Annotated in this window: 14 protein-coding genes; 4 read left to right on the top strand and 10 right to left on the bottom strand. The window is 66.4% G+C overall.

All coding sequences use genetic code 11. The annotated features are described in order from the left end of the window. Positions 1–4: 4 nt before the first annotated feature. From metH to tsi1, 3 genes are all read right to left on the bottom strand, one after another. Positions 5–3,709: a methionine synthase gene (gene metH, locus PSPA7_RS16370; RefSeq protein WP_012076145.1), complete on the bottom strand. Its 3,705-nt coding sequence runs from the start codon at positions 3,707–3,709 to the stop codon at positions 5–7. Between the two features lie 269 nt (positions 3,710–3,978). After that, positions 3,979–4,449 (bottom strand): type VI secretion system effector peptidoglycanhydrolase Tse1, encoded by a 471-nt coding sequence (tse1, locus tag PSPA7_RS16365; protein ID WP_003154271.1) that lies wholly within the window; start codon positions 4,447–4,449, stop codon positions 3,979–3,981. A gap of 43 nt (positions 4,450–4,492) precedes the next feature. Further along, positions 4,493–5,011, bottom strand: a complete 519-nt coding sequence (gene tsi1 / locus PSPA7_RS16360) for a type IV secretion system immunity protein Tsi1 (protein ID WP_012076144.1) — start codon at positions 5,009–5,011, stop codon at positions 4,493–4,495. Between the two features lie 359 nt (positions 5,012–5,370). Between tsi1 and PSPA7_RS16355 the strand changes: the two genes are divergently transcribed. After that, complete coding sequence (locus PSPA7_RS16355) at positions 5,371–7,659, top strand: fatty acid cis/trans isomerase (protein ID WP_012076143.1); 2,289 nt, start codon at positions 5,371–5,373, stop codon at positions 7,657–7,659. Between the two features lie 122 nt (positions 7,660–7,781). Beyond that, entirely contained in the window at positions 7,782–8,366 is a 585-nt protein-coding gene (gene nfuA / locus PSPA7_RS16350; protein ID WP_003088034.1) for a Fe-S biogenesis protein NfuA, read from the top strand. Positions 8,367–8,424: 58 nt separating this feature from the next. Here the strand turns inward: nfuA and PSPA7_RS16345 are convergent, their stop codons facing one another. From PSPA7_RS16345 to PSPA7_RS16335, 3 genes are read right to left on the bottom strand one after another with little or no spacing between them, the layout of a single operon-like run. Then, a complete protein-coding gene (locus PSPA7_RS16345; protein ID WP_012076142.1) occupies positions 8,425–9,594 on the bottom strand; it encodes an MFS transporter in 1,170 nt (389 codons plus the stop codon). A gap of 4 nt (positions 9,595–9,598) precedes the next feature. After that, positions 9,599–9,841 (bottom strand): DUF1272 domain-containing protein, encoded by a 243-nt coding sequence (locus tag PSPA7_RS16340; RefSeq protein ID WP_003154275.1) that lies wholly within the window; start codon positions 9,839–9,841, stop codon positions 9,599–9,601. A gap of 21 nt (positions 9,842–9,862) precedes the next feature. Further along, the gene (locus tag PSPA7_RS16335) at positions 9,863–10,867 is read right to left on the bottom strand and encodes a GlxA family transcriptional regulator (RefSeq protein WP_012076141.1); all 1,005 of its coding nucleotides are present in this window, start codon (positions 10,865–10,867) and stop codon (positions 9,863–9,865) included. Between the two features lie 247 nt (positions 10,868–11,114). On the opposite strand from PSPA7_RS16335, the gene PSPA7_RS16330 reads away from it, so the two are divergent. Next, positions 11,115–12,320 (top strand): GGDEF domain-containing protein, encoded by a 1,206-nt coding sequence (locus tag PSPA7_RS16330; RefSeq protein WP_012076140.1) that lies wholly within the window; start codon positions 11,115–11,117, stop codon positions 12,318–12,320. 47 nt (positions 12,321–12,367) lie between these two features. On the opposite strand, the gene PSPA7_RS16325 is transcribed toward PSPA7_RS16330, so the two are convergent. Next, positions 12,368–12,643: a DUF1652 domain-containing protein gene (locus tag PSPA7_RS16325; protein WP_003154276.1), complete on the bottom strand. Its 276-nt coding sequence runs from the start codon at positions 12,641–12,643 to the stop codon at positions 12,368–12,370. 284 nt (positions 12,644–12,927) lie between these two features. On the opposite strand from PSPA7_RS16325, the gene PSPA7_RS16320 reads away from it, so the two are divergent. Beyond that, the gene (locus PSPA7_RS16320) at positions 12,928–13,791 is read left to right on the top strand and encodes a LysR family transcriptional regulator (protein ID WP_003154278.1); all 864 of its coding nucleotides are present in this window, start codon (positions 12,928–12,930) and stop codon (positions 13,789–13,791) included. Here the strand turns inward: PSPA7_RS16320 and PSPA7_RS16315 are convergent. From PSPA7_RS16315 to ccoN, 3 genes are all read right to left on the bottom strand, one after another. Further along, a complete protein-coding gene (locus PSPA7_RS16315) occupies positions 13,779–14,936 on the bottom strand; it encodes a CBS domain-containing protein (RefSeq protein ID WP_003154280.1) in 1,158 nt (385 codons plus the stop codon). The two genes, PSPA7_RS16320 and PSPA7_RS16315, sit on opposite strands and share 13 nt — an antisense overlap. 91 nt (positions 14,937–15,027) lie before the next feature. After that, positions 15,028–15,249 carry a hypothetical protein gene (locus tag PSPA7_RS16310; RefSeq protein WP_012076139.1) on the bottom strand — a complete coding sequence of 74 codons (222 nt, stop codon included), beginning with the start codon at positions 15,247–15,249 and terminating at the stop codon, positions 15,028–15,030. Positions 15,250–15,251: 2 nt separating this feature from the next. Then, positions 15,252–16,694, bottom strand: coding sequence for a cytochrome-c oxidase, cbb3-type subunit I (gene ccoN / locus PSPA7_RS16305; protein ID WP_012076138.1), 1,443 nt, complete (start codon positions 16,692–16,694; stop codon positions 15,252–15,254). Positions 16,695–16,982: the final 288 nt, after the last annotated feature.

Here is a 16,982-nt window from a genome sequence, read left to right as displayed (position 1 = left end):
CTGGTCAGTCGTCGTAGCCAAGGTTCGGCGCCAGCCAGCGTTCGCTGACGCTGGCTTCCTGGCCCTTGCGCTGGCTGTAGCGTTGCACCTGGTCCTTGTCGATCTTGCCGACCGCGAAGTACTGCGCCTGCGGGTGGGCGAAATACCAACCGCTGACCGCCGCGGCCGGGAACATCGCGTAGTGCTCGGTCAGGCTGACGCCGGACAGGCCCTGCGGATCGAGCAGTTCGAACAGGGTGCCTTTCTCGGTATGGTCGGGGCAGGCCGGGTAGCCCGGTGCCGGGCGGATGCCGATGTATTGCTCCTTGATCAGGGCCTCGTTGTCGAGGTGCTCGTCGCGGGCGTAGCCCCAGTACTCCTTGCGCACCCGCTCGTGCAGCCACTCGGCGCAGGCTTCGGCGAGGCGGTCGGCGAGCGCCTTGACCATGATGCTGTTGTAGTCGTCGCCCTTGGCTTCGTACGCCTTGGCCACTTCTTCGGCGCCGATCCCGGCGGTGGTGATGAAGCCGCCGATGTAGTCGCGCACGCCGCTGTCCTTCGGCGCGACGAAATCGGCCAGCGACAGGTTCGGCTTGCCGTCCGGCTTGATCGTCTGCTGCCGCAGGTGGTGCAGGGTGGCGAGGGTCTCGCCGTCGGCGTCGTAGACCTCCAGGTCGTCGTGCTCGACCTGGTTGGCCGGCCAGAAGCCGAACACCGCACGGGCCTTGATCAGCTTCTCGTCGATCAGCTTCTTCAGCATCGCCCGGGCGTCGTTGAACAACGAGGTGGCAGCCTCGCCGACCACCTCGTCGGTGAGGATGCGCGGGTACTTGCCGGCCAGGTCCCAGGAAATGAAGAATGGCGTCCAGTCGATGTACTCGGCGAGCACCGCGAGGTCGATCTCGTCGAGCACCCTGACGCCGGTGAAGGAAGGCGTCGGCGCCTGGTAGCCGGCCCAGTCGAACGCCGGCTTGTTGGCGATCGCCTGTTCGTAGCTCAGCCGCTCGGTGCGGGCGCTGCGGTTGGCCGTGCGTTCGCGGACCACCGCGTAGTCGGCGCGGGTGCGGGCCACGTAGTCGGCCTTCAGCTCCTTGGACAGCAGGCTGGTGGCCACGCCTACCGCGCGCGAAGCGTCGGTGACGTAGACCACCGCGTCGTTGCTGTACTGCGGATCGATCTTCACCGCGGTATGCGCCTTCGAGGTAGTGGCGCCGCCGATCATCAGCGGCAACTGGAAATTCTGCCGCTGCATTTCCTTGGCGACGTGGACCATCTCGTCCAGCGACGGCGTGATCAGGCCGGACAGGCCGATGATGTCGCATTTCTCGGCGATTGCGGTCTGCAGGATCTTCTCCGCCGGCACCATCACGCCGAGGTCGACCACGTCATAGCCGTTGCAGCCGAGCACCACGCCGACGATGTTCTTGCCGATGTCGTGCACGTCGCCCTTCACCGTGGCCATCAGGATCTTGCCCTTGGCTTCCGGCTTGTCGCCTTTCTCCGCCTCGATGAAGGGAATCAGGTGGGCCACCGCCTGCTTCATCACTCGCGCGGACTTGACCACCTGCGGGAGGAACATCTTGCCGGCGCCGAACAGGTCGCCGACCACGTTCATCCCGGCCATCAGCGGACCTTCGATGACCTCGATGGGGCGCGCGCACCGCTGGCGGCATTCCTCGGTGTCCTCGACGATCCAGGTGGTGATGCCCTTGACCAGCGCATGCTCGAGGCGCTTCTCGACGCTGTAGCTGCGCCATTCCTCGTCCTCGGCCTCCTTGACCGCGCCGCCGCCCTTGTAGTCGTCGGCGATCGCCAGCAGGGCCTCGGTGGCCTCGGGCGTGCGGTTGAGCACCACGTCCTCGACCCGGTCGCGCAGCGCCTTCGGGATCTCGTCGTAGATTTCCAGCTGGCCGGCGTTGACGATGCCCATGGTCAGGCCGTTGCGGATCGCGTAGTAGAGGAACACCGAGTGGATCGCCTCGCGCACCGGGTTGTTGCCGCGGAACGAGAAGGACACGTTGGACACTCCGCCCGAGCTGAGGGCGTAGGGCAGGTTGTCGCGGATGTAGGCGCAGGCGTTGATGAAGTCGACCGCGTAGTTGTTGTGTTCCTCGATGCCGGTGGCGATGGCGAAGATGTTCGCGTCGAAGATGATGTCTTCCGGCGGGAAGCCGACTTCGTCGACCAGGATGTCGTAGGAGCGCTTGCAGATTTCTTCCTTGCGCGCCTGGGTGTCGGCCTGGCCGTCCTCGTCGAAGGCCATCACCACCACCGCGGCGCCGTAGCGCTTGCACAGGCGGGCGTGGTGCTTGAAGGCCTCGACGCCTTCCTTCATCGAGATCGAGTTGACGATGCCCTTGCCCTGGATGCACTTCAGCCCGGCCTCGATCACTTCCCACTTGGAGGAGTCGATCATGATCGGCACGCGCGAGATGTCGGGCTCGGAGGCGATCAGGTTGAGGAAGGTGACCATGGCCGCCTTCGAGTCCAGCATGCCTTCGTCCATGTTGATGTCGATCACCTGGGCGCCGGCTTCCACCTGTTGCTGGGCGACCTCGAGGGCTTCCGCGTAGTTTTCCTCGCGGATCAGCCGGGCGAACCTGGCCGAACCGGTGATGTTGGTGCGCTCGCCGACGTTGACGAACAGCGAGCTGCGGTCGATGGTGAACGGCTCCAGGCCGGACAGGCGGCAGGCCCGGGGAATCTCCGGGATGGCCCGCGGCGGGTACTTGGCCACTGCCTTGGCGATCGCCTCGATGTGCGCCGGGGTGGTGCCACAGCAGCCGCCGACGATATTGAGGAAACCAGCCGCAGCGAATTCCTCGACCACCACGGCCATTTCCGCCGGCGACTCGTCGTATTCGCCGAAGGCGTTCGGCAGGCCGGCGTTGGGGTGGGCCGAGACATGGGTGTCGGCCTTGGTCGACAATTCCTCGATGTACGGCCGCAACTCCTTGGCGCCGAGGGCGCAGTTCAGGCCCACCGAGATCGGCCGGGCGTGCCGCACCGAGTTCCAGAAGGCCTCGGTGGTCTGGCCCGACAGGGTACGACCGGAGGCGTCGGTGATGGTCCCGGAGATCATGATCGGCAGCTCCACGCCGAGCTCCTCGAACACCCCCTGCACGGCGAAGATCGCCGCCTTGGCGTTGAGGGTGTCGAAGATGGTCTCGATCAGGATCAGGTCGGCGCCGCCTTCGATCAGGCCACGGGTCGCCTCGACGTAGTTCTCCACCAGCTCGTCGAAGGTGACGTTGCGGTAGCCGGGGTTGTTCACGTCCGGGGAAATCGAGCAAGTGCGGCTGGTCGGGCCGAGCACGCCGGCGACGAAGCGCGGCTTGTCCGGGGTCTGGGCGGTCTTCGCGTCCGCCACCTGGCGGGCCAGGCGCGCCCCTTCGACGTTCAGCTCGTAGGCCAGCGCCTGCATGCCGTAGTCGGCCTGGGACACCTGGGTAGCGTTGAAGGTGTTGGTCTCGAGGATGTCGGCGCCGGCGTCGAGGTAGGCCTTCTCGATGGCCTGGATCACGTCCGGGCGGCTCAGCAGCAAGAGGTCGTTGTTGCCTTTCACGTCGCTTGGCCAATCGGCGAAGCGCTCGCCGCGGTAGTCCGCTTCTTCCAGCCTGTAGCTCTGGATCATGGTGCCCATGCCGCCATCGAGGATCAGGATACGTTCCCTGAGGGCGTGCTGGAGGGCTTGCAGGCGGGCGCTGCGATCGGTGAGCGGGCTGGACATGGATGGACCTGGCGTCAGTGGGCGGAAAGGTGAAAAGCATAACAAAGGCAGGGGCTTACCGACCGAGGGTGGCTGGACCATGAATTTCATTCAAGTTGAAGTCTGCTCATTTACCAGCAAAAGGCAGCGGGAGCGCCGCTGTGCCGTAGCGGATGCACAGGATTCGCAGGTCGCGAGGCGTGGGCAGTAGGTGCGGGAGACCCTGGCAGGACTGGTCGGGGCTGGCGGGATGCGGCCGCGAATGAGGTTGGCTCATTCGCGACGCTGTCTCAACTGGCCTTGGGCAGGCTGCAGCTGGCCAGGGAGTAGACGTAGTAGTCGAGGCGGTCGCGGTCGGTACGGTTCCACACCTGGCCGACCGATTTCAGCCCCTGGCTCTGGCCGACCGCGCCGGCGATGCTGCCGCACCAGCACAGCGGGTACTTCTGCCGATACAGCGGGCCGCTGATGACCACCGCCACGTGGCCGTAGGTGCGGCCCTTTAGGCCGGCGATCACCAGGTAACCCTGGGCGGCCTTCTGCGCGGCCTCGGCGCCGGAGGCGAGCCTGCTCCAGCCCTGGTGCTGCGCCAGGCCGTCGACCATGGCGTTGGCATTGCCGCGCGGCATCGCCACACCGAGTTCGGCGGCCACCGACTGGACGAAGCCGGAACAGTTGTCCTTGTTCGGGGTGCCGGCCAGGTAGCTCTTGTCCCAGCTGTTCTTGCAGGCGTTGACGATGCATTGATCGAGACTGTCCATGTGTCACCTATGCGTGTCGGAAAAAGGGCGCTCCGGCCCGGGGTCATTTCTTTGCGGTCTGGCAGAACGGTGCGAGCGAGCGCTTCACGATCTTCGCGCAGCTGGCGACGGACTCGCCCGAGCATTTCTCGCCCAGGCGCAGCCCGTCCTTGTCCACCGCCCAGCGCTGGCCGGAGATGTCCTCGCGGTGCACCACCTTGCAGGTGGCGCTGTCGTAGGCCACCAGTTCGGCGCTGGAACCGCTGAATTCATGCATCAGCACGCGCCGCCCGTCCTCGCTGAGGAACACGCCGCCGCGCGACCAGATGCCGCCGTCCTCGATGCGACAATCGTTGCCGCTGTCGAGGTCGGCCAGGTAGACCGGCGGTTCGGGAAAGGCGTCGGGATTGGCGTCGTTGGGGTCTTCGTTGCTGAACATCACGCGGACGTGCTCGTCCTCGCCGCCGAACATGTTCGGCGAGCCGAGCTGGGGCACGATTTCCAGCTGGGTGAAGGTACAGTCCGCAGCCTGGGCCGAAAGGCTCAGGAAGACAGCGGCGAAGCTGCCGGCGAGCAGTTTCATGGGGCGGGTTCTCCAATGGGCCGCGAGGGCGGCGAAAGGATGGACCAGGCCGCGCCGGGCGCGAACGGAAGCGCCGCCTGGCGACAGGAGGCGGAAGCGGCGAAGAGGGGACGTGGAGCGCACGCGAACGGGCGCGGATGGGGCGCGGCGAGTCGAAACATATCCCTGTTTCCTCGAAATCATCGTCCTTGATCGCCAGGGCGGGCCTGGGAGCCCGGCTAGCATACGTGGCGGCCGAAGCCGGTGGAATGGCGGCTAAATGATGGCCCGTGCCCGGATAATGTCGTTCGCCGCTCCGAAAGTGCGGCGCAGAGAGGCGGGTTTGCTAGAATCGCCCGTCGCCGAGTGAGGAGTGGTTCATGTTGCCAAGACCGTTGGTTGGGTTGGCCTTCGTTTTGTCGTCTTTTATCCAGTCTGTTTGCGCCGCTGAAGTCTCCTATAGCCGCGACGTCCAGCCGATCTTCACTGCCAAGTGCGTCGCCTGCCACGCCTGCTACGACTCGCCCTGCCAGCTCAACCTGAGCAGCGCCGAAGGCGCGCAGCGCGGCGCCAACCAACTGCCGGTCTACGATGGCACGCGGACCAAGGCGCAGGAGACCACCCGCCTGTACCTCGATGCGCACGGCGCCGACGCCTGGCGGCGCAAGGAGTTCTGGTCGGTGCTCGAACCGCAGGGCGGCCAGGCGGCACTGATGGCGCGGATGCTCGAGCTTGGCCACAGCCAGCCGCTGCAGCCGAATGCGAAGATCCCTAAAGGCCTGGACATTTCGATCAACCGCGCCAACCAGTGCCCGACGCCGGCCAGCATCGACGAGTTCATCCGCAAGAACCCAGGTTCCGGCATGCCTTTCGCGGTGGCCGGGCTGAGCGACGACGAATACGCCACCTTGCAGAAGTGGCTGGCCGCGGGCGCGCCGGTCGACGAGCAGCCGTTGCGACCGACCGCCGCCGAGATGCGCCAGGTGGCCAGCTGGGAGAACTTCCTCAACCAGCCCGGAGCCAAGCAGAGCCTGGTATCGCGCTGGCTCTACGAACACCTGTTCCTGGCACACCTGTATTTCCCGGAGCAGGGCGCGCCCGGCCACTTCTTCCAGCTGGTTCGCTCGCGTACGCCCAGCGGCCAGCCGATCGACCCGATTCCCACCCGGCGCCCCAACGACGACCCGGGCAATACCTTCTACTACCGGCTGTGGCCGATCCAGGGCGTGATCGTGCACAAGACGCACATCACCTATCCGCTGACGGCGAAGAAGCTGGACCATGTCCAGGAGCTGTTCTTCGGCACCCAGTGGAACACCGACAAGGTCCCCGGCTACGGCCTGCAGAGCCGCGCCAACCCGTTCACCACCTTCGCCGCGATCCCGGCGCGGGCGCGCTACCAGTTCATGCTGGACAATGCCGAGTACTTCACCCGTACCTTCATCCGCGGTCCGGTCTGCCGCGGACAGATCGCCACCGACGTGATCCGCGACAACTTCTGGGTGGTATTCCAGGATCCCTCCCAGGACCTGTTCGTCACCGATGCCAACTTCCGCGCGCAGAGCGAGCCGCTGCTGGCCTTGCCGGGGCAGATCGACGAGCTGAAGAACCTGCTCGGCCTGTGGAGCGCCTACCGGGACAAGCGCAACGAGTACGAAGACCTGCGCCAGGACGTCTACGCCGACGCGCCGCCACCGACCTGGAGCACGATCTGGCATGGCAACGACAACGCCCTGCTGAGCATCTTCCGCCAGTTCGACAGCGCCTCGGTGCGCAAGGGCCTGCTTGGCGAGATACCGCAGACCTTGTGGCTGATGGACTACCCGCTGTTCGAACGGACCTATTACGGGCTGGTGGTGAACTTCGATGTCTTCGGCAACGTCTCGCACCAGGCGCAGACGCGCCTGTACTTCGACCTGATCCGCAACGGCGCCGAGCAGAACTTCCTCCGCCTGATGCCGGTCGACGCGCGCCAGCCGCTGCTCGACGACTGGTACCAGAACAGCGGCAAGCTGAAGATGTGGCTGGACTACCAGGCCTTCGACGACGACACGCCGAGCGCGCTGGGATTGCCGGAGAAGCAGCCGAAGAAGGCCTTCGCCGAAGAACTGCTGCGTCGCTACGGCGACCTCAATGCGCGTCCCGACCCGATCAATCGCTGCCTGGACGGCAACTGCTATCGACCGGGCATCGACCGCGAACTGCAGGACGCCGAGCAGGCCTTCAGCCGCCTGGTCAGCCGGCCGGCGGCCGGCCTCAAGGTGATCGAGCGCTTCCCCGAGGCGACCATGCTGCGGATACGTACGTCCAGCGGCAAGCGCGAGGTCTATACCGTGCTGCGCAACCGCGCGCACAGCAATGTCGCCTTCATGCTCGGCGAGTCGCTGCGCTACCAGCCGGGCCTGGACACCCTGACGATCTACCCCGGCGTGCTGTCCAGCTATCCGAACTTCATGTTCGATCTGCCGGCGACGGATGCCGAGGCCTTCGTCGGCGCCCTGGAGGCGGCGAAGAGCGGCGAGGACTTCGACAAGGTGGTCGAACGCTGGGGCGTGCGCCGCAGCAATCCGCAGTTCTGGAGCTACTTCCACGATCTCGAGGCGTACATCCGCGAAACCGAGCCGGTCGAGGCGGGCGCACTGGACATGAACCGCTACGAGAACCTCTGAGTCTCGCGACCCGCTCCGCAAGGGGCGGGTCGGTTATCGCGAATTATTCCTACTAATTTACTAGGGCTTTATCCGCAAGTACCGATTGGCGTAAACTGTCGGCATATTTGCGAGGAGTTGCCATGAGCGCCATCACCATTACCGAAGCTGCCCAAGCGTATCTGGCCGAGTTGCTGGAGAAGCAGAGCACCCCGGGTATCGGCATTCGTATCTTCATCACCCAGCCGGGTACCCAGTACGCGGAAACCTGCATCGCCTACTGCAAGCCGGGCGAGGAAAAGGTCGAGGACACCGCCATCGCCCTGAAGGACTTCACTGCCTGGATCGATGCCGTCAGCGAGCCCTTCCTCGAAGACGCGGTGGTCGACTACGCCACCGACCGCATGGGTGGCCAGCTGACCATCAAGGCGCCGAACGCCAAGGTGCCGATGGTCAACGAGGACAGCCCGATCACCGAACGCATCAACTACTACCTGCAGACCGAGATCAATCCCGGGCTGGCCAGCCACGGCGGACAGGTGAGCCTGGTCGACGTGGTCGAGGACAACATCGCCGTGTTGCGTTTCGGCGGCGGTTGCCAGGGCTGCGGGATGGTCGACATGACCCTCAAGGATGGCGTCGAGAAGACCCTGATCGAGCGTATTCCCGAACTGAAGGGCGTGCGCGACGTGACCGACCACAGCAACAAGGAGAACGCCTACTACTGAGGCGTTTCCGTAAAGCAGAAGAGGCGACCGCAAGGTCGCCTTTTTCGTTGCCGGCGTTTCAGCGCGACAGCGTCCGCGTTCGCCGTACCGGCCAGAGCAGTGCCAGCGCCACCAGCAGCGCCGGCCAGACCAGCAGGTTCACCGCGTTCCAGCCAAGGCTGGTGATCAGGGCGCCGGAGCCGAACGACATCAGCGCCGCCACCAGGCTGTTGCCTTGCTCCATCAATCCTTGCGCGGCGCCGCGCTCGCTGTCGGCGTGGCCCTCGCCGAGCAGGGTGGTACCGGCGATCAGCATCAGGTTCCAGCCGCTGCCCAGGGCCAGCGAACTGAGCAGGAACTGCATGACCGACTGCCCGCCCAGGGCGATGCCCGCGCTGGCGGCGAGCAGCGCGGCGCCGAGCAGGGCGACGCGGCGGTTGCCGATGCGGTCGACCAGCGGCCCGGCGAAGAATGCCGGGAGGAACATGCCCAGCACGTGCCACTGGATGACCCGACTCGACTGTTCCAGCGGCAGGCCGCAGAAACTCATGGCCAGCGGCGTGGCGTTCATGATCAGGATCATCAGTCCGTGTCCCGCCGCGGTGCAGGCGATGGCCGCGCGGACCACCGGCCGCTGCAACAGGCCGCCTACGTCGCGCCAGGCGAGTCGTGCCGGGCGCGGCGCCTGGCCTTCGCGGAGCAGGGCCATCAGCGACAGGCCGGCGAGGGCCAGTGCGGCGATCAGCAGATAGGCGCCGACGAAGGGCTGCGCCAGCGCGTTGCGCGACCACAGCGCCAGGCTCGGCGCCAGCAGCGCGGCGAATACCCCGCCGGCGAGCACATAGGCGCTGGCGCGGCCTTTCCGCCCGGCATCCACCGCCTCCAGCGCGGCGAACCGGTAGTACATGGCCGAGGCCTGGTAGATCCCGATGCACAGGGAGCCCAGGCAGAACAAGAGGAAGTCGCCGCTCCACACCCCGGCGGCGCAGACCAGGCCGCCGAGCACACCGCCGGCGGCGCCGAGCATCAGTCCGGGACGGCGGCCGTGGCGCTGCATGAAATACGCCAGCGGCTGCACCGCCAGCAGGTTGCCGAGTACCAGCAGGGCCAGGGGCAGGGTCGCCAGGGTGTTCAGCGGCGCCAACTGGACGCCGATCAGCGAGGTCAGGGTGATGCCGATCAGCGAGCAGGACCAGTACAGCGCCTGGCCGCAGAACAGCAGGAGCAGGGTCGGGTTGCGTAGCAGCATGGCCTCACTCCGGGCAACCGCCGGGCTTGACGACGCGCCGGCTGGAGGCAGGGTGGCGGACCAGCGCATCCGGCGGACGCCTTGGCCGGGCCAGCAGTTCGCCGCCGCAGTTCGGGCACTGGCCGCCCAGGCGGGTCGTCGCGCAGTCGCGGCAGAAGGTGCACTCGAAGGTGCAGATCAGCGCGTCGCCGCTGTCGCCGGGCAGGTCGCGGTCGCAGCACTCGCAGTTGGGGCGCAGTTCCAGCATGGATAGGTCCTCGGAGGAGCGTCAGGCCAGCATGCCGAAGCGTTCGGCGTATTCCTGGGGACTGACCGAAAGGTGCTTGTGGAAAGTCCGCCGGAGGTTTTCCGGATGGCCGAAGCCGCACAGCCGGGACACCGTGGCGATCGACGCCTGGGCGTCCTGCAGCAGGGCGCGCGCGGCCTCCAGGCGAACCCGTTCGACGTAGCGACCGGGCGCCACGCCCAGTTCCTGGAGAAACACCCGGGACAGCGTACGCGGGCTCATGCAGGCCCGGTCGGCGAGGGCTTCCAGGGACAGGTCGCCGGCGAGGTTGGCGGGAATCCACTCGAGCAGCGCGGCCAGGCGTGGTGTACGGCTCGGTTCCGGGGTCAGCCAGGCGCTGAACTGGGCCTGGCCGCCAGGACGCTTGAGGAACATCACCAGGCGCCGCGCGACGCTGAGCGCCAGGCTGCGGCCGAGGTCGGCCTCGACCAGCGCCAGGGCCAGGTCGATCCCCGCCGTGACGCCCGCCGAGGTGAAGATGTGGGCGTCGCCGTCGCGGCACTGTGGGTCGTAGGTGTGCAGGCGGTCGCCTTGCACATGGACGCCGGGAAACCCCTGGCGCAGCGTCGCCACGTCGGCCCAGTGGGTGGTCGCCAGGCGTCCGTCGAGAACCCCGGCGGCGGCCAGGATCAGCGCTCCCGAACACACCGAGCCGAGCCGGCGTATGCGCGGTTCGGCGGCTTTCAGCCAGGCGAGCAGGTCGGCGTTGCGAGTCTGCGTTTCGACACCGAGGCCGCCGGGAATCAACAGGGTATCCAGGCTCTCCGGAGGACAGTCGCGCCAGGCGCGGTCGGCGCAGATGCGGATGCCCGCGGAACTGGGCACCGCTTCGCTACGCTCGCCGAGCACCTCTATCCGGTAGAAGGGTGGCAGGCCCTGGCGCTGCCGTTCGACGTTGGCCGAGGCGAATACCTGCAGCGGTCCGGTCACGTCCAGGCTCATCACGTCGGGATAGATCAGGCAGGCAATCAGGCGCGGTTCGGGCATGGCACAACCTCATGGCGATGGCGGCAGTCTGGCGTCCTTCAGACCTGGCCGCAATGCCAGTCGGCCCACGGATCTTGCCATTCGCTCGCCGGAACGATGTGCTGCACGATGGCTGGTATCGCCTCGGCACCTCGCATGCCCTATTGTCTGGTAACGGGTGATGGCTTTTTGACTCATCGCTGCAGTGGCGCCAGGGTATTGTCGTTCCAGGCCTGTTTCAGCGTCGGTCCGAGGTAGGGGAGTCAGCATGCTTGCACGCGACAGCCTGGTACAGGCTGGTCTGCCGGATAATCCGTATGCGCGCCAGTTGCGCAACGGTTTTCGCTGGTTGCGTTTCGAAAAGGAGCTGGAAAGCGAATTTCGCGAGTTTCTCAGCTGGAACTCGCTGATGCAGCGGCGCGCCGCCATCGGGGTGGCGCTCCTGATCTGGGCGTTGTTCATTCTGGCCGACTGGCTGATGGTGGATATCCGCCAGCATCCCAGCCTGCTCGAGCAACTGCTGGGCGTACGCCTGGGGATGATCGGCCTGCTGCTGGTGGTCTGGCCGGCGGCGTTCATGCCCAGTCTGCGCAGGGTCGGCGATGTCATCGCACCCTATTGCCTGTTGCTGATCAACCTGGCGGTGCTGGCCTGCGATGTGCTGTTCGAGTGGCATGGGGTGCCGCGCTTCACCCAGTTGGGCGCGACCCTCGGGATTCTCGCGGTGTTCTTTCCGCTCGGCCTGGCGTTCTGGACCTGCGTGCGCCTGGCGTTGTTGTGCCTGACCCTGAACCTGGCGGTATTCCTGCTCTTCGGCGGCGAAGAGAACCTGCGCACCAACCTGCTGAATACCCTCTACAACGGCCTGGTGGTACTGATCTGCTCCTTCGCCCTGTACCTGCAGGACTATGCCCAGCGCGAGCAGTTCCTCGGTCGGCGCCTGCTGGGCATGATGGCCGAGCAGGACAGCCTCACCGGCCTGGTCAACCGGCGCTACTACGAGCTGCTTGCCCAGCGGGCCCTGGAACAGGGTACCCGCGAGGGGAAGGGGGTGGCGCTGATCCTGGTGGATGTCGACGACTTCAAGGCCTACAACGACCACTACGGGCATCCGGCCGGCGATGCCGCCCTGCACCGGCTGGGTGCCGTGCTCCGGCAGGGCGCGCGGCGGCCGATGGATATCGCCGCGCGCCTGGGCGGCGAGGAATTCGCCGTGTTGCTGTACGACAGCGAGGAGGGCAACACCCTGGCCATCGCCGAACGCCTGCGGCAGGCGGTGGAGGCGCTGGGCATCGAGCACCGCCGCTCCAGCGCCGGCCCTTGCCTGACGATCAGCCTGGGGGTCGCCTATTCGACCTCCGGCATGGGCCTGGACGCGCTCTATCGCGAGGCCGACCGCGCTCTATACGAGGCCAAGGACGCGGGGCGCAACATGGTGCGCGTGGCGTTCCAGCAGCATGACCGCCTCGAATAGAGGAATGAAAAAGGCGCCCTGGGGCGCCTTTCGTCGTATGGAGCGGCTCAGCCTTGGCTGGGCATGCTCCAGTCCTGCAGGCTGTAGCCGTTGTGGCTGAGTTCTTCGCGTGCCTGTTGCAGCAGGCCGGCAAGCTGCTCCGGATCGGAGTAGGCGGAGCTTGGAATGCGCGCACGACCCAGCAGGCGGGTGCCGGTGCGATCGACTACGGACAGGCTCAGGCCGCCGTCACTGCCTAGCTCGGACCAGGCAACGCACTGGTATGGCTGGAAGGCGCGCCCGGTGATCAGCAAAGCCTCGTTGAAACGGAGCGTAGCGTTCATGGGAGTCGGTCTCTCTCGTTCATTGTCTGCGTGGAACATGGGTGGCGCTTCCCGGCTCCACCGTGTTCGGTCACGCTAACTGATGCTTTCGAAAGCGAAAAAGTCACGCCATGGCGCGTTTGTGCAACAGGTTGTCGCCTTTTCGAAGGGTTTGAGCGCGCCGAAGCGGTTATGCGCGGTGTTTTGTCGCAGATTTCCAGGGGGCGGCCAGGCCGGACTTCGCTCGCCGCCCGCGCCTGCACAGCCTAGAATGGCGGCCCACCTGTGGCAGCGGACCGCTTCGCATGGATATCGACCTCGCCCGTACCTTCCTGGAGATCGCCCGCAGCGGCAGCTTCGTCGCCGCCGCGGAACGCCTGCACCTGACCCAGACCGCCGTCACCGCGCGCATCCAGAACCTGGAAGGGCAGCTCGGCTGCCGGCTGTTCGTGCGCAACCGCGCGGGTGCCCGGTTGACCGCCGACGGCGAGCACTTCCTCGGCTACGCCAGCCAGCTGGTGCAGACCTGGGACGCGGCGCGGCGCGACCTGCCGCTGCCGGACGGCTTCCGCAACCTGCTTAACCTCGGCGGCGAGGTCAGCCTGTGCAATCCGTTGCTGCTGAACTGGATGCGCCGGCTGCGCGAGGCGATTCCCGGGCATGCCGTGCGGGTCGAGATCGGCCAGGGCGCCGACCTGCTGAAGCAGCTGGAGCAGGGCGCGCTGGATGCCGCACTGGTCTACCAGCCGGAATACTGGCCAGGGCTGCAGGTCGAGCAGTTGCTGGAGGAAAAGCTGGTGATGGTGCGTTCCGCCGTAGCCGCGGAGCCCTATCTGTATGTCGACTGGGGCGCGGACTTCCGCAGCCAGCACGACGCCGCGCTGCCGGACCGGGCCAAGGCCGCGCTGGCCTGCAACCTCGGTCCGCTGGCCCTGCAATACATCATGCAGAACGGCGGCAGCGGCTATTTCCGCACCCGGGTGGTGAGCAGCTACCTGGACAGCGGCACCCTGCAGCGGGTCGAGCAGGCGCCGGAGTTCGCCTACCCGACCTACCTGGTGTATTCCCGCGAACGCCTCTCGCCGACCCTGCGCCATGCCTTCCAGTTGTTGCGCGAGCTGGTTCGCGAGGACAGCGACTGGTCGCAGCGCTGGGACTACGTGATCTGATCGGCGTGGCCCAGGTGCTGCAACCAGTTGCGATAGAGCGCGGCGATCAGGTCGGTCTGGCTGACGATGCCGACCAGGTAGCCTGCCTCGTTGAGCACGGGCAGGCAGTGCAGGCCCTCGTCGGATAGCAGCGAGACCAGTTCGACGGCGTGGGTGTCGGCCTGCACGCAGACCACCGGGGTGGTCATGATCGTCTTCAGCTTGGTCCCGCGCAGGAAGCGCAGGCGCTTGAACGGGCTGCCGTCGGGGCGGAAGTGCTTGAGCAGGTCGCTCTGGGTGACGATGCCGGCCAGCCGGCGATGCTCGTCGAGCACCGGCAGGGCCTTCAGGCGGTGCTCCTGCAATTGCTTCCAGGCATCGTCGATGAAGGTCTCGGTGCTGGCCGTCTGCACGTCGCGGGACATGATCCGTGCCGCGGTCAGCTCGCCCATGCGCCGGCGCAGGGCGTAGCGCTCGGTGTGGTGGATCAGGCGCTCGAGATCGTCGCGGGTGATGTCGACGAATTCACCGAAGTCCTGTAGCGCCTGGTCCAGGTCCCGGGCGGAAAAGTCCGTCCGCGCGCTCGGCGCCAGGTCGCGGGTACCGTGCAGGTTGGCCCGGGGCGGCTGGTAGGGCCGGGGGTAGGGTGAGCGCATCAGGTTGTTGTAGAGCAGCGCGCAGCCGATCAGCACCAGGGTGGCGAGGAGGATCGGCCAGACCACGTCGACGCCGAGTTCGCTCAGCGACGGGTTGAGGGCCACGCTCAGGGCCAGCGCGCAACTTGGTGGATGCAGGCAGCGCAGGGCGAACATCAGCAGCATGCCCAGGGCCATGCCGACCAGCGCCGGGGCCAGTTCGTGGCCGAACCAGCAGGCGCTGAGACCGCCGGCCAGGGCGGCGACCAGGTTGCCGCCGAGCATCGACCAGGGTTGTGCCAGCGGGCTGGAGCCGAGGGCGAACAGGAGTACGGCGGATGCGCCGAGCGGCGCGGCCAGGCGCAGCGCCAGCTCGGTGCCGAACAGTGCCTGGCAGGCGAACACCGCGGCGAGCGCGCCGATGCAGGCGCCGAGTCCGGCGCGCAGGCAGTCGCGCGGGCGAGCGTTCAGGGTCAGGGGGCGGAAGCCTTTCAGCCAGGTTCTTACGGTGACGCCGGGAGAGTCGTTCATGAGTTCATCGAGACAAAAGAAAGGGGCCGTTGCCGGCCCCGCAAAGGCACTTGCGTGCTGGAGGCATCCATCCCTGGATGATGGAGTCGGTTCAGGCGAGGAAGGGCGGGTCGCTTGTCTCGCGGACTTCCTCGAGCGGCCGCACGACCCGCCGACAGACCTTGCCGGTATCCCGGGCCACCCGTCGGGCGGCCTCCGGGTCGTCGGCGAACGGCAGCAGGGCGGCCTGCTCGCGCTCCTCGCGGGTACTGCCGGCGAGGCTGAGGACCAGGCCGAGCGCCAGGGTCGAGAGACACAGCAGGGATAGCAGCATGTTCAGGCCTCCTGCCCGGCCGCGAGGGCCGGCAGTGGCCGGTCCTGCGCCGCGCGCAGGGTCCGCCAGGTGTTGTAGGCCATCAGCAGCATGCCGCTGGCGAAGGTGGCGCCGCCGAGCAGGCGCACCACATAGCCCGGATGGCTGGCCACCAGCGCCTCGACGAACGAGTAGGTGAGCGTGCCGTCCTCGTTGATCGCCCGCCACATCAGGCCCTGGGTGATGCCGTTGACCCACATCGAGGCGATGTACAGCACGGTGCCGATGGTGGCCAGCCAGAAGTGCGCGTTGATCAGGCCGGTGCTGTGCATCCGCTCGCGGCCCCAGAGTTTCGGGATCATGTGGTAGAGCGTGCCGATGGAAATCATCGCCACCCAGCCGAGGGCGCCGGCGTGGACGTGGCCGATGGTCCAGTCGGTGTAGTGGGACAGCGAGTTGACGGTCTTGATCGCCATCATCGGCCCTTCGAAGGTGGACATGCCGTAGAAGGCCAGGGAGACCACCAGGAAGCGCAGGATCGGATCGTCGCGCAGCTTATGCCAGGCGCCGGAGAGGGTCATCATGCCGTTGATCATGCCACCCCAGCTCGGCGCCAGGAGGATCAGCGACATCACCATGCCCAGCGACTGCGCCCAGTCCGGCAGCGCGGTGTAGTGCAGGTGGTGCGGGCCGGCCCAGATGTAGATCGAGATGATCGCCCAGAAGTGCACGATGGACAGGCGGTAGGAATAGATCGGCCGGCCGGCCTGCTTGGGCACGAAGTAGTACATCATGCCGAGGAAGCCGACCGAGAGGATGAAGCCGACCACGCTGTGCCCGTACCACCACTGGATCATCGCGTCGGTGGCGCCGGAATAGGCGGAGTAGGATTTGGTCAGGCTCACCGGCAGCAGCGCATGGTTCACGATGTGGACCATCGCGGTGACGATGATGAAGGCACCGTAGAACCAGTTGCCGACGTAGATGTGCTTCACCTTGCGGCGGGCGATGGTGCCGAAGAACAGGTAGGCGTAGACCACCCAGACGATGGTCATCCACAACGCCAGGGGCCACTCCATCTCGGCGTATTCCTTGGAGGTGGTGTAGCCCAGCGGGTAGCTGACGATCATCCCCACGATCGCCGCCTGCCAGCCCCAGAACACGAAGCGCGCCAGGGAATCGGAGATCAGCCGCACGCCGCTGGTGCGCTGCACCACGTAGAAGGAGGTGGCGAACAGCGCGCTGCCGCCGAAGGCGAAGATCACCAGGCTGGTATGGATCGGGCGGATCCGGCCGAAGCTGGTCCAGGGCAGGTCGAGGTTGAGCTGCGGCCAGACGAGCTGGGCGGCGATGAACACCCCCAGGCCCATGCCGAGGATGCCCCAGGCCAGGGTCATAAGGGTGAACTGGCGGACGACGTCGTAGTTGTAGCCGTCCGGGTCTTTTCTGCTATCCGTATCGTTCATGGTCGCTGGCACGCCGGGCCCCGGAGTCCGGCCGGCTGGCGAGCAGGCGCGACCCTCGGGTCCTCGTTGGGTTATCGGTATTTTTCTGGGTATCCCGTTGCCGGGTCGATGGAGTGCGGAGGTCGGATCTTCGTCTGGAAGGCTCGGAACAGACGGCTCGTGGCACTGGTGGACATTCTAGGAGGGGAGGTTTATTCGTCTCCAACGAATAATGTTGCTATTACAGTGCAAAATAATTGAATTAAAGCGAGCGAGGTCTTGCGTGGGGACGAGCGCCTCGCGGATGTC

Source organism: Pseudomonas paraeruginosa PA7 (assembly GCF_000017205.1).
In the GTDB taxonomy this organism is placed as follows: domain Bacteria; phylum Pseudomonadota; class Gammaproteobacteria; order Pseudomonadales; family Pseudomonadaceae; genus Pseudomonas; species Pseudomonas paraeruginosa.
This window is presented reverse-complemented; position numbering and strand designations above follow the sequence as displayed.

Excerpts from the sequence above, each read along its gene's own strand:
- PSPA7_RS16330 (WP_012076140.1), top strand. The coding sequence starts at position 11,115 with ATGCTTGCACGCGACAGCCTGGTACAGGCTGGTCTGCCGGATAATCCG.
- PSPA7_RS16345 (WP_012076142.1), bottom strand. The coding sequence starts at position 9,594 with ATGCTGCTACGCAACCCGACCCTGCTCCTGCTGTTCTGCGGCCAGGCG.
- metH (WP_012076145.1), bottom strand. The coding sequence starts at position 3,709 with ATGTCCAGCCCGCTCACCGATCGCAGCGCCCGCCTGCAAGCCCTCCAG.
- PSPA7_RS16325 (WP_003154276.1), bottom strand. The coding sequence starts at position 12,643 with ATGAACGCTACGCTCCGTTTCAACGAGGCTTTGCTGATCACCGGGCGC.
- tse1 (WP_003154271.1), bottom strand. The coding sequence starts at position 4,449 with ATGGACAGTCTCGATCAATGCATCGTCAACGCCTGCAAGAACAGCTGG.
- PSPA7_RS16335 (WP_012076141.1), bottom strand. The coding sequence starts at position 10,867 with ATGCCCGAACCGCGCCTGATTGCCTGCCTGATCTATCCCGACGTGATG.
- PSPA7_RS16310 (WP_012076139.1), bottom strand. The coding sequence starts at position 15,249 with ATGCTGCTATCCCTGCTGTGTCTCTCGACCCTGGCGCTCGGCCTGGTC.
- nfuA (WP_003088034.1), top strand. The coding sequence starts at position 7,782 with ATGAGCGCCATCACCATTACCGAAGCTGCCCAAGCGTATCTGGCCGAG.
- PSPA7_RS16320 (WP_003154278.1), top strand. The coding sequence starts at position 12,928 with ATGGATATCGACCTCGCCCGTACCTTCCTGGAGATCGCCCGCAGCGGC.
- PSPA7_RS16315 (WP_003154280.1), bottom strand. The coding sequence starts at position 14,936 with ATGAACGACTCTCCCGGCGTCACCGTAAGAACCTGGCTGAAAGGCTTC.
- PSPA7_RS16340 (WP_003154275.1), bottom strand. The coding sequence starts at position 9,841 with ATGCTGGAACTGCGCCCCAACTGCGAGTGCTGCGACCGCGACCTGCCC.
- ccoN (WP_012076138.1), bottom strand. The coding sequence starts at position 16,694 with ATGAACGATACGGATAGCAGAAAAGACCCGGACGGCTACAACTACGAC.
- tsi1 (WP_012076144.1), bottom strand. The coding sequence starts at position 5,011 with ATGAAACTGCTCGCCGGCAGCTTCGCCGCTGTCTTCCTGAGCCTTTCG.
- PSPA7_RS16355 (WP_012076143.1), top strand. The coding sequence starts at position 5,371 with ATGTTGCCAAGACCGTTGGTTGGGTTGGCCTTCGTTTTGTCGTCTTTT.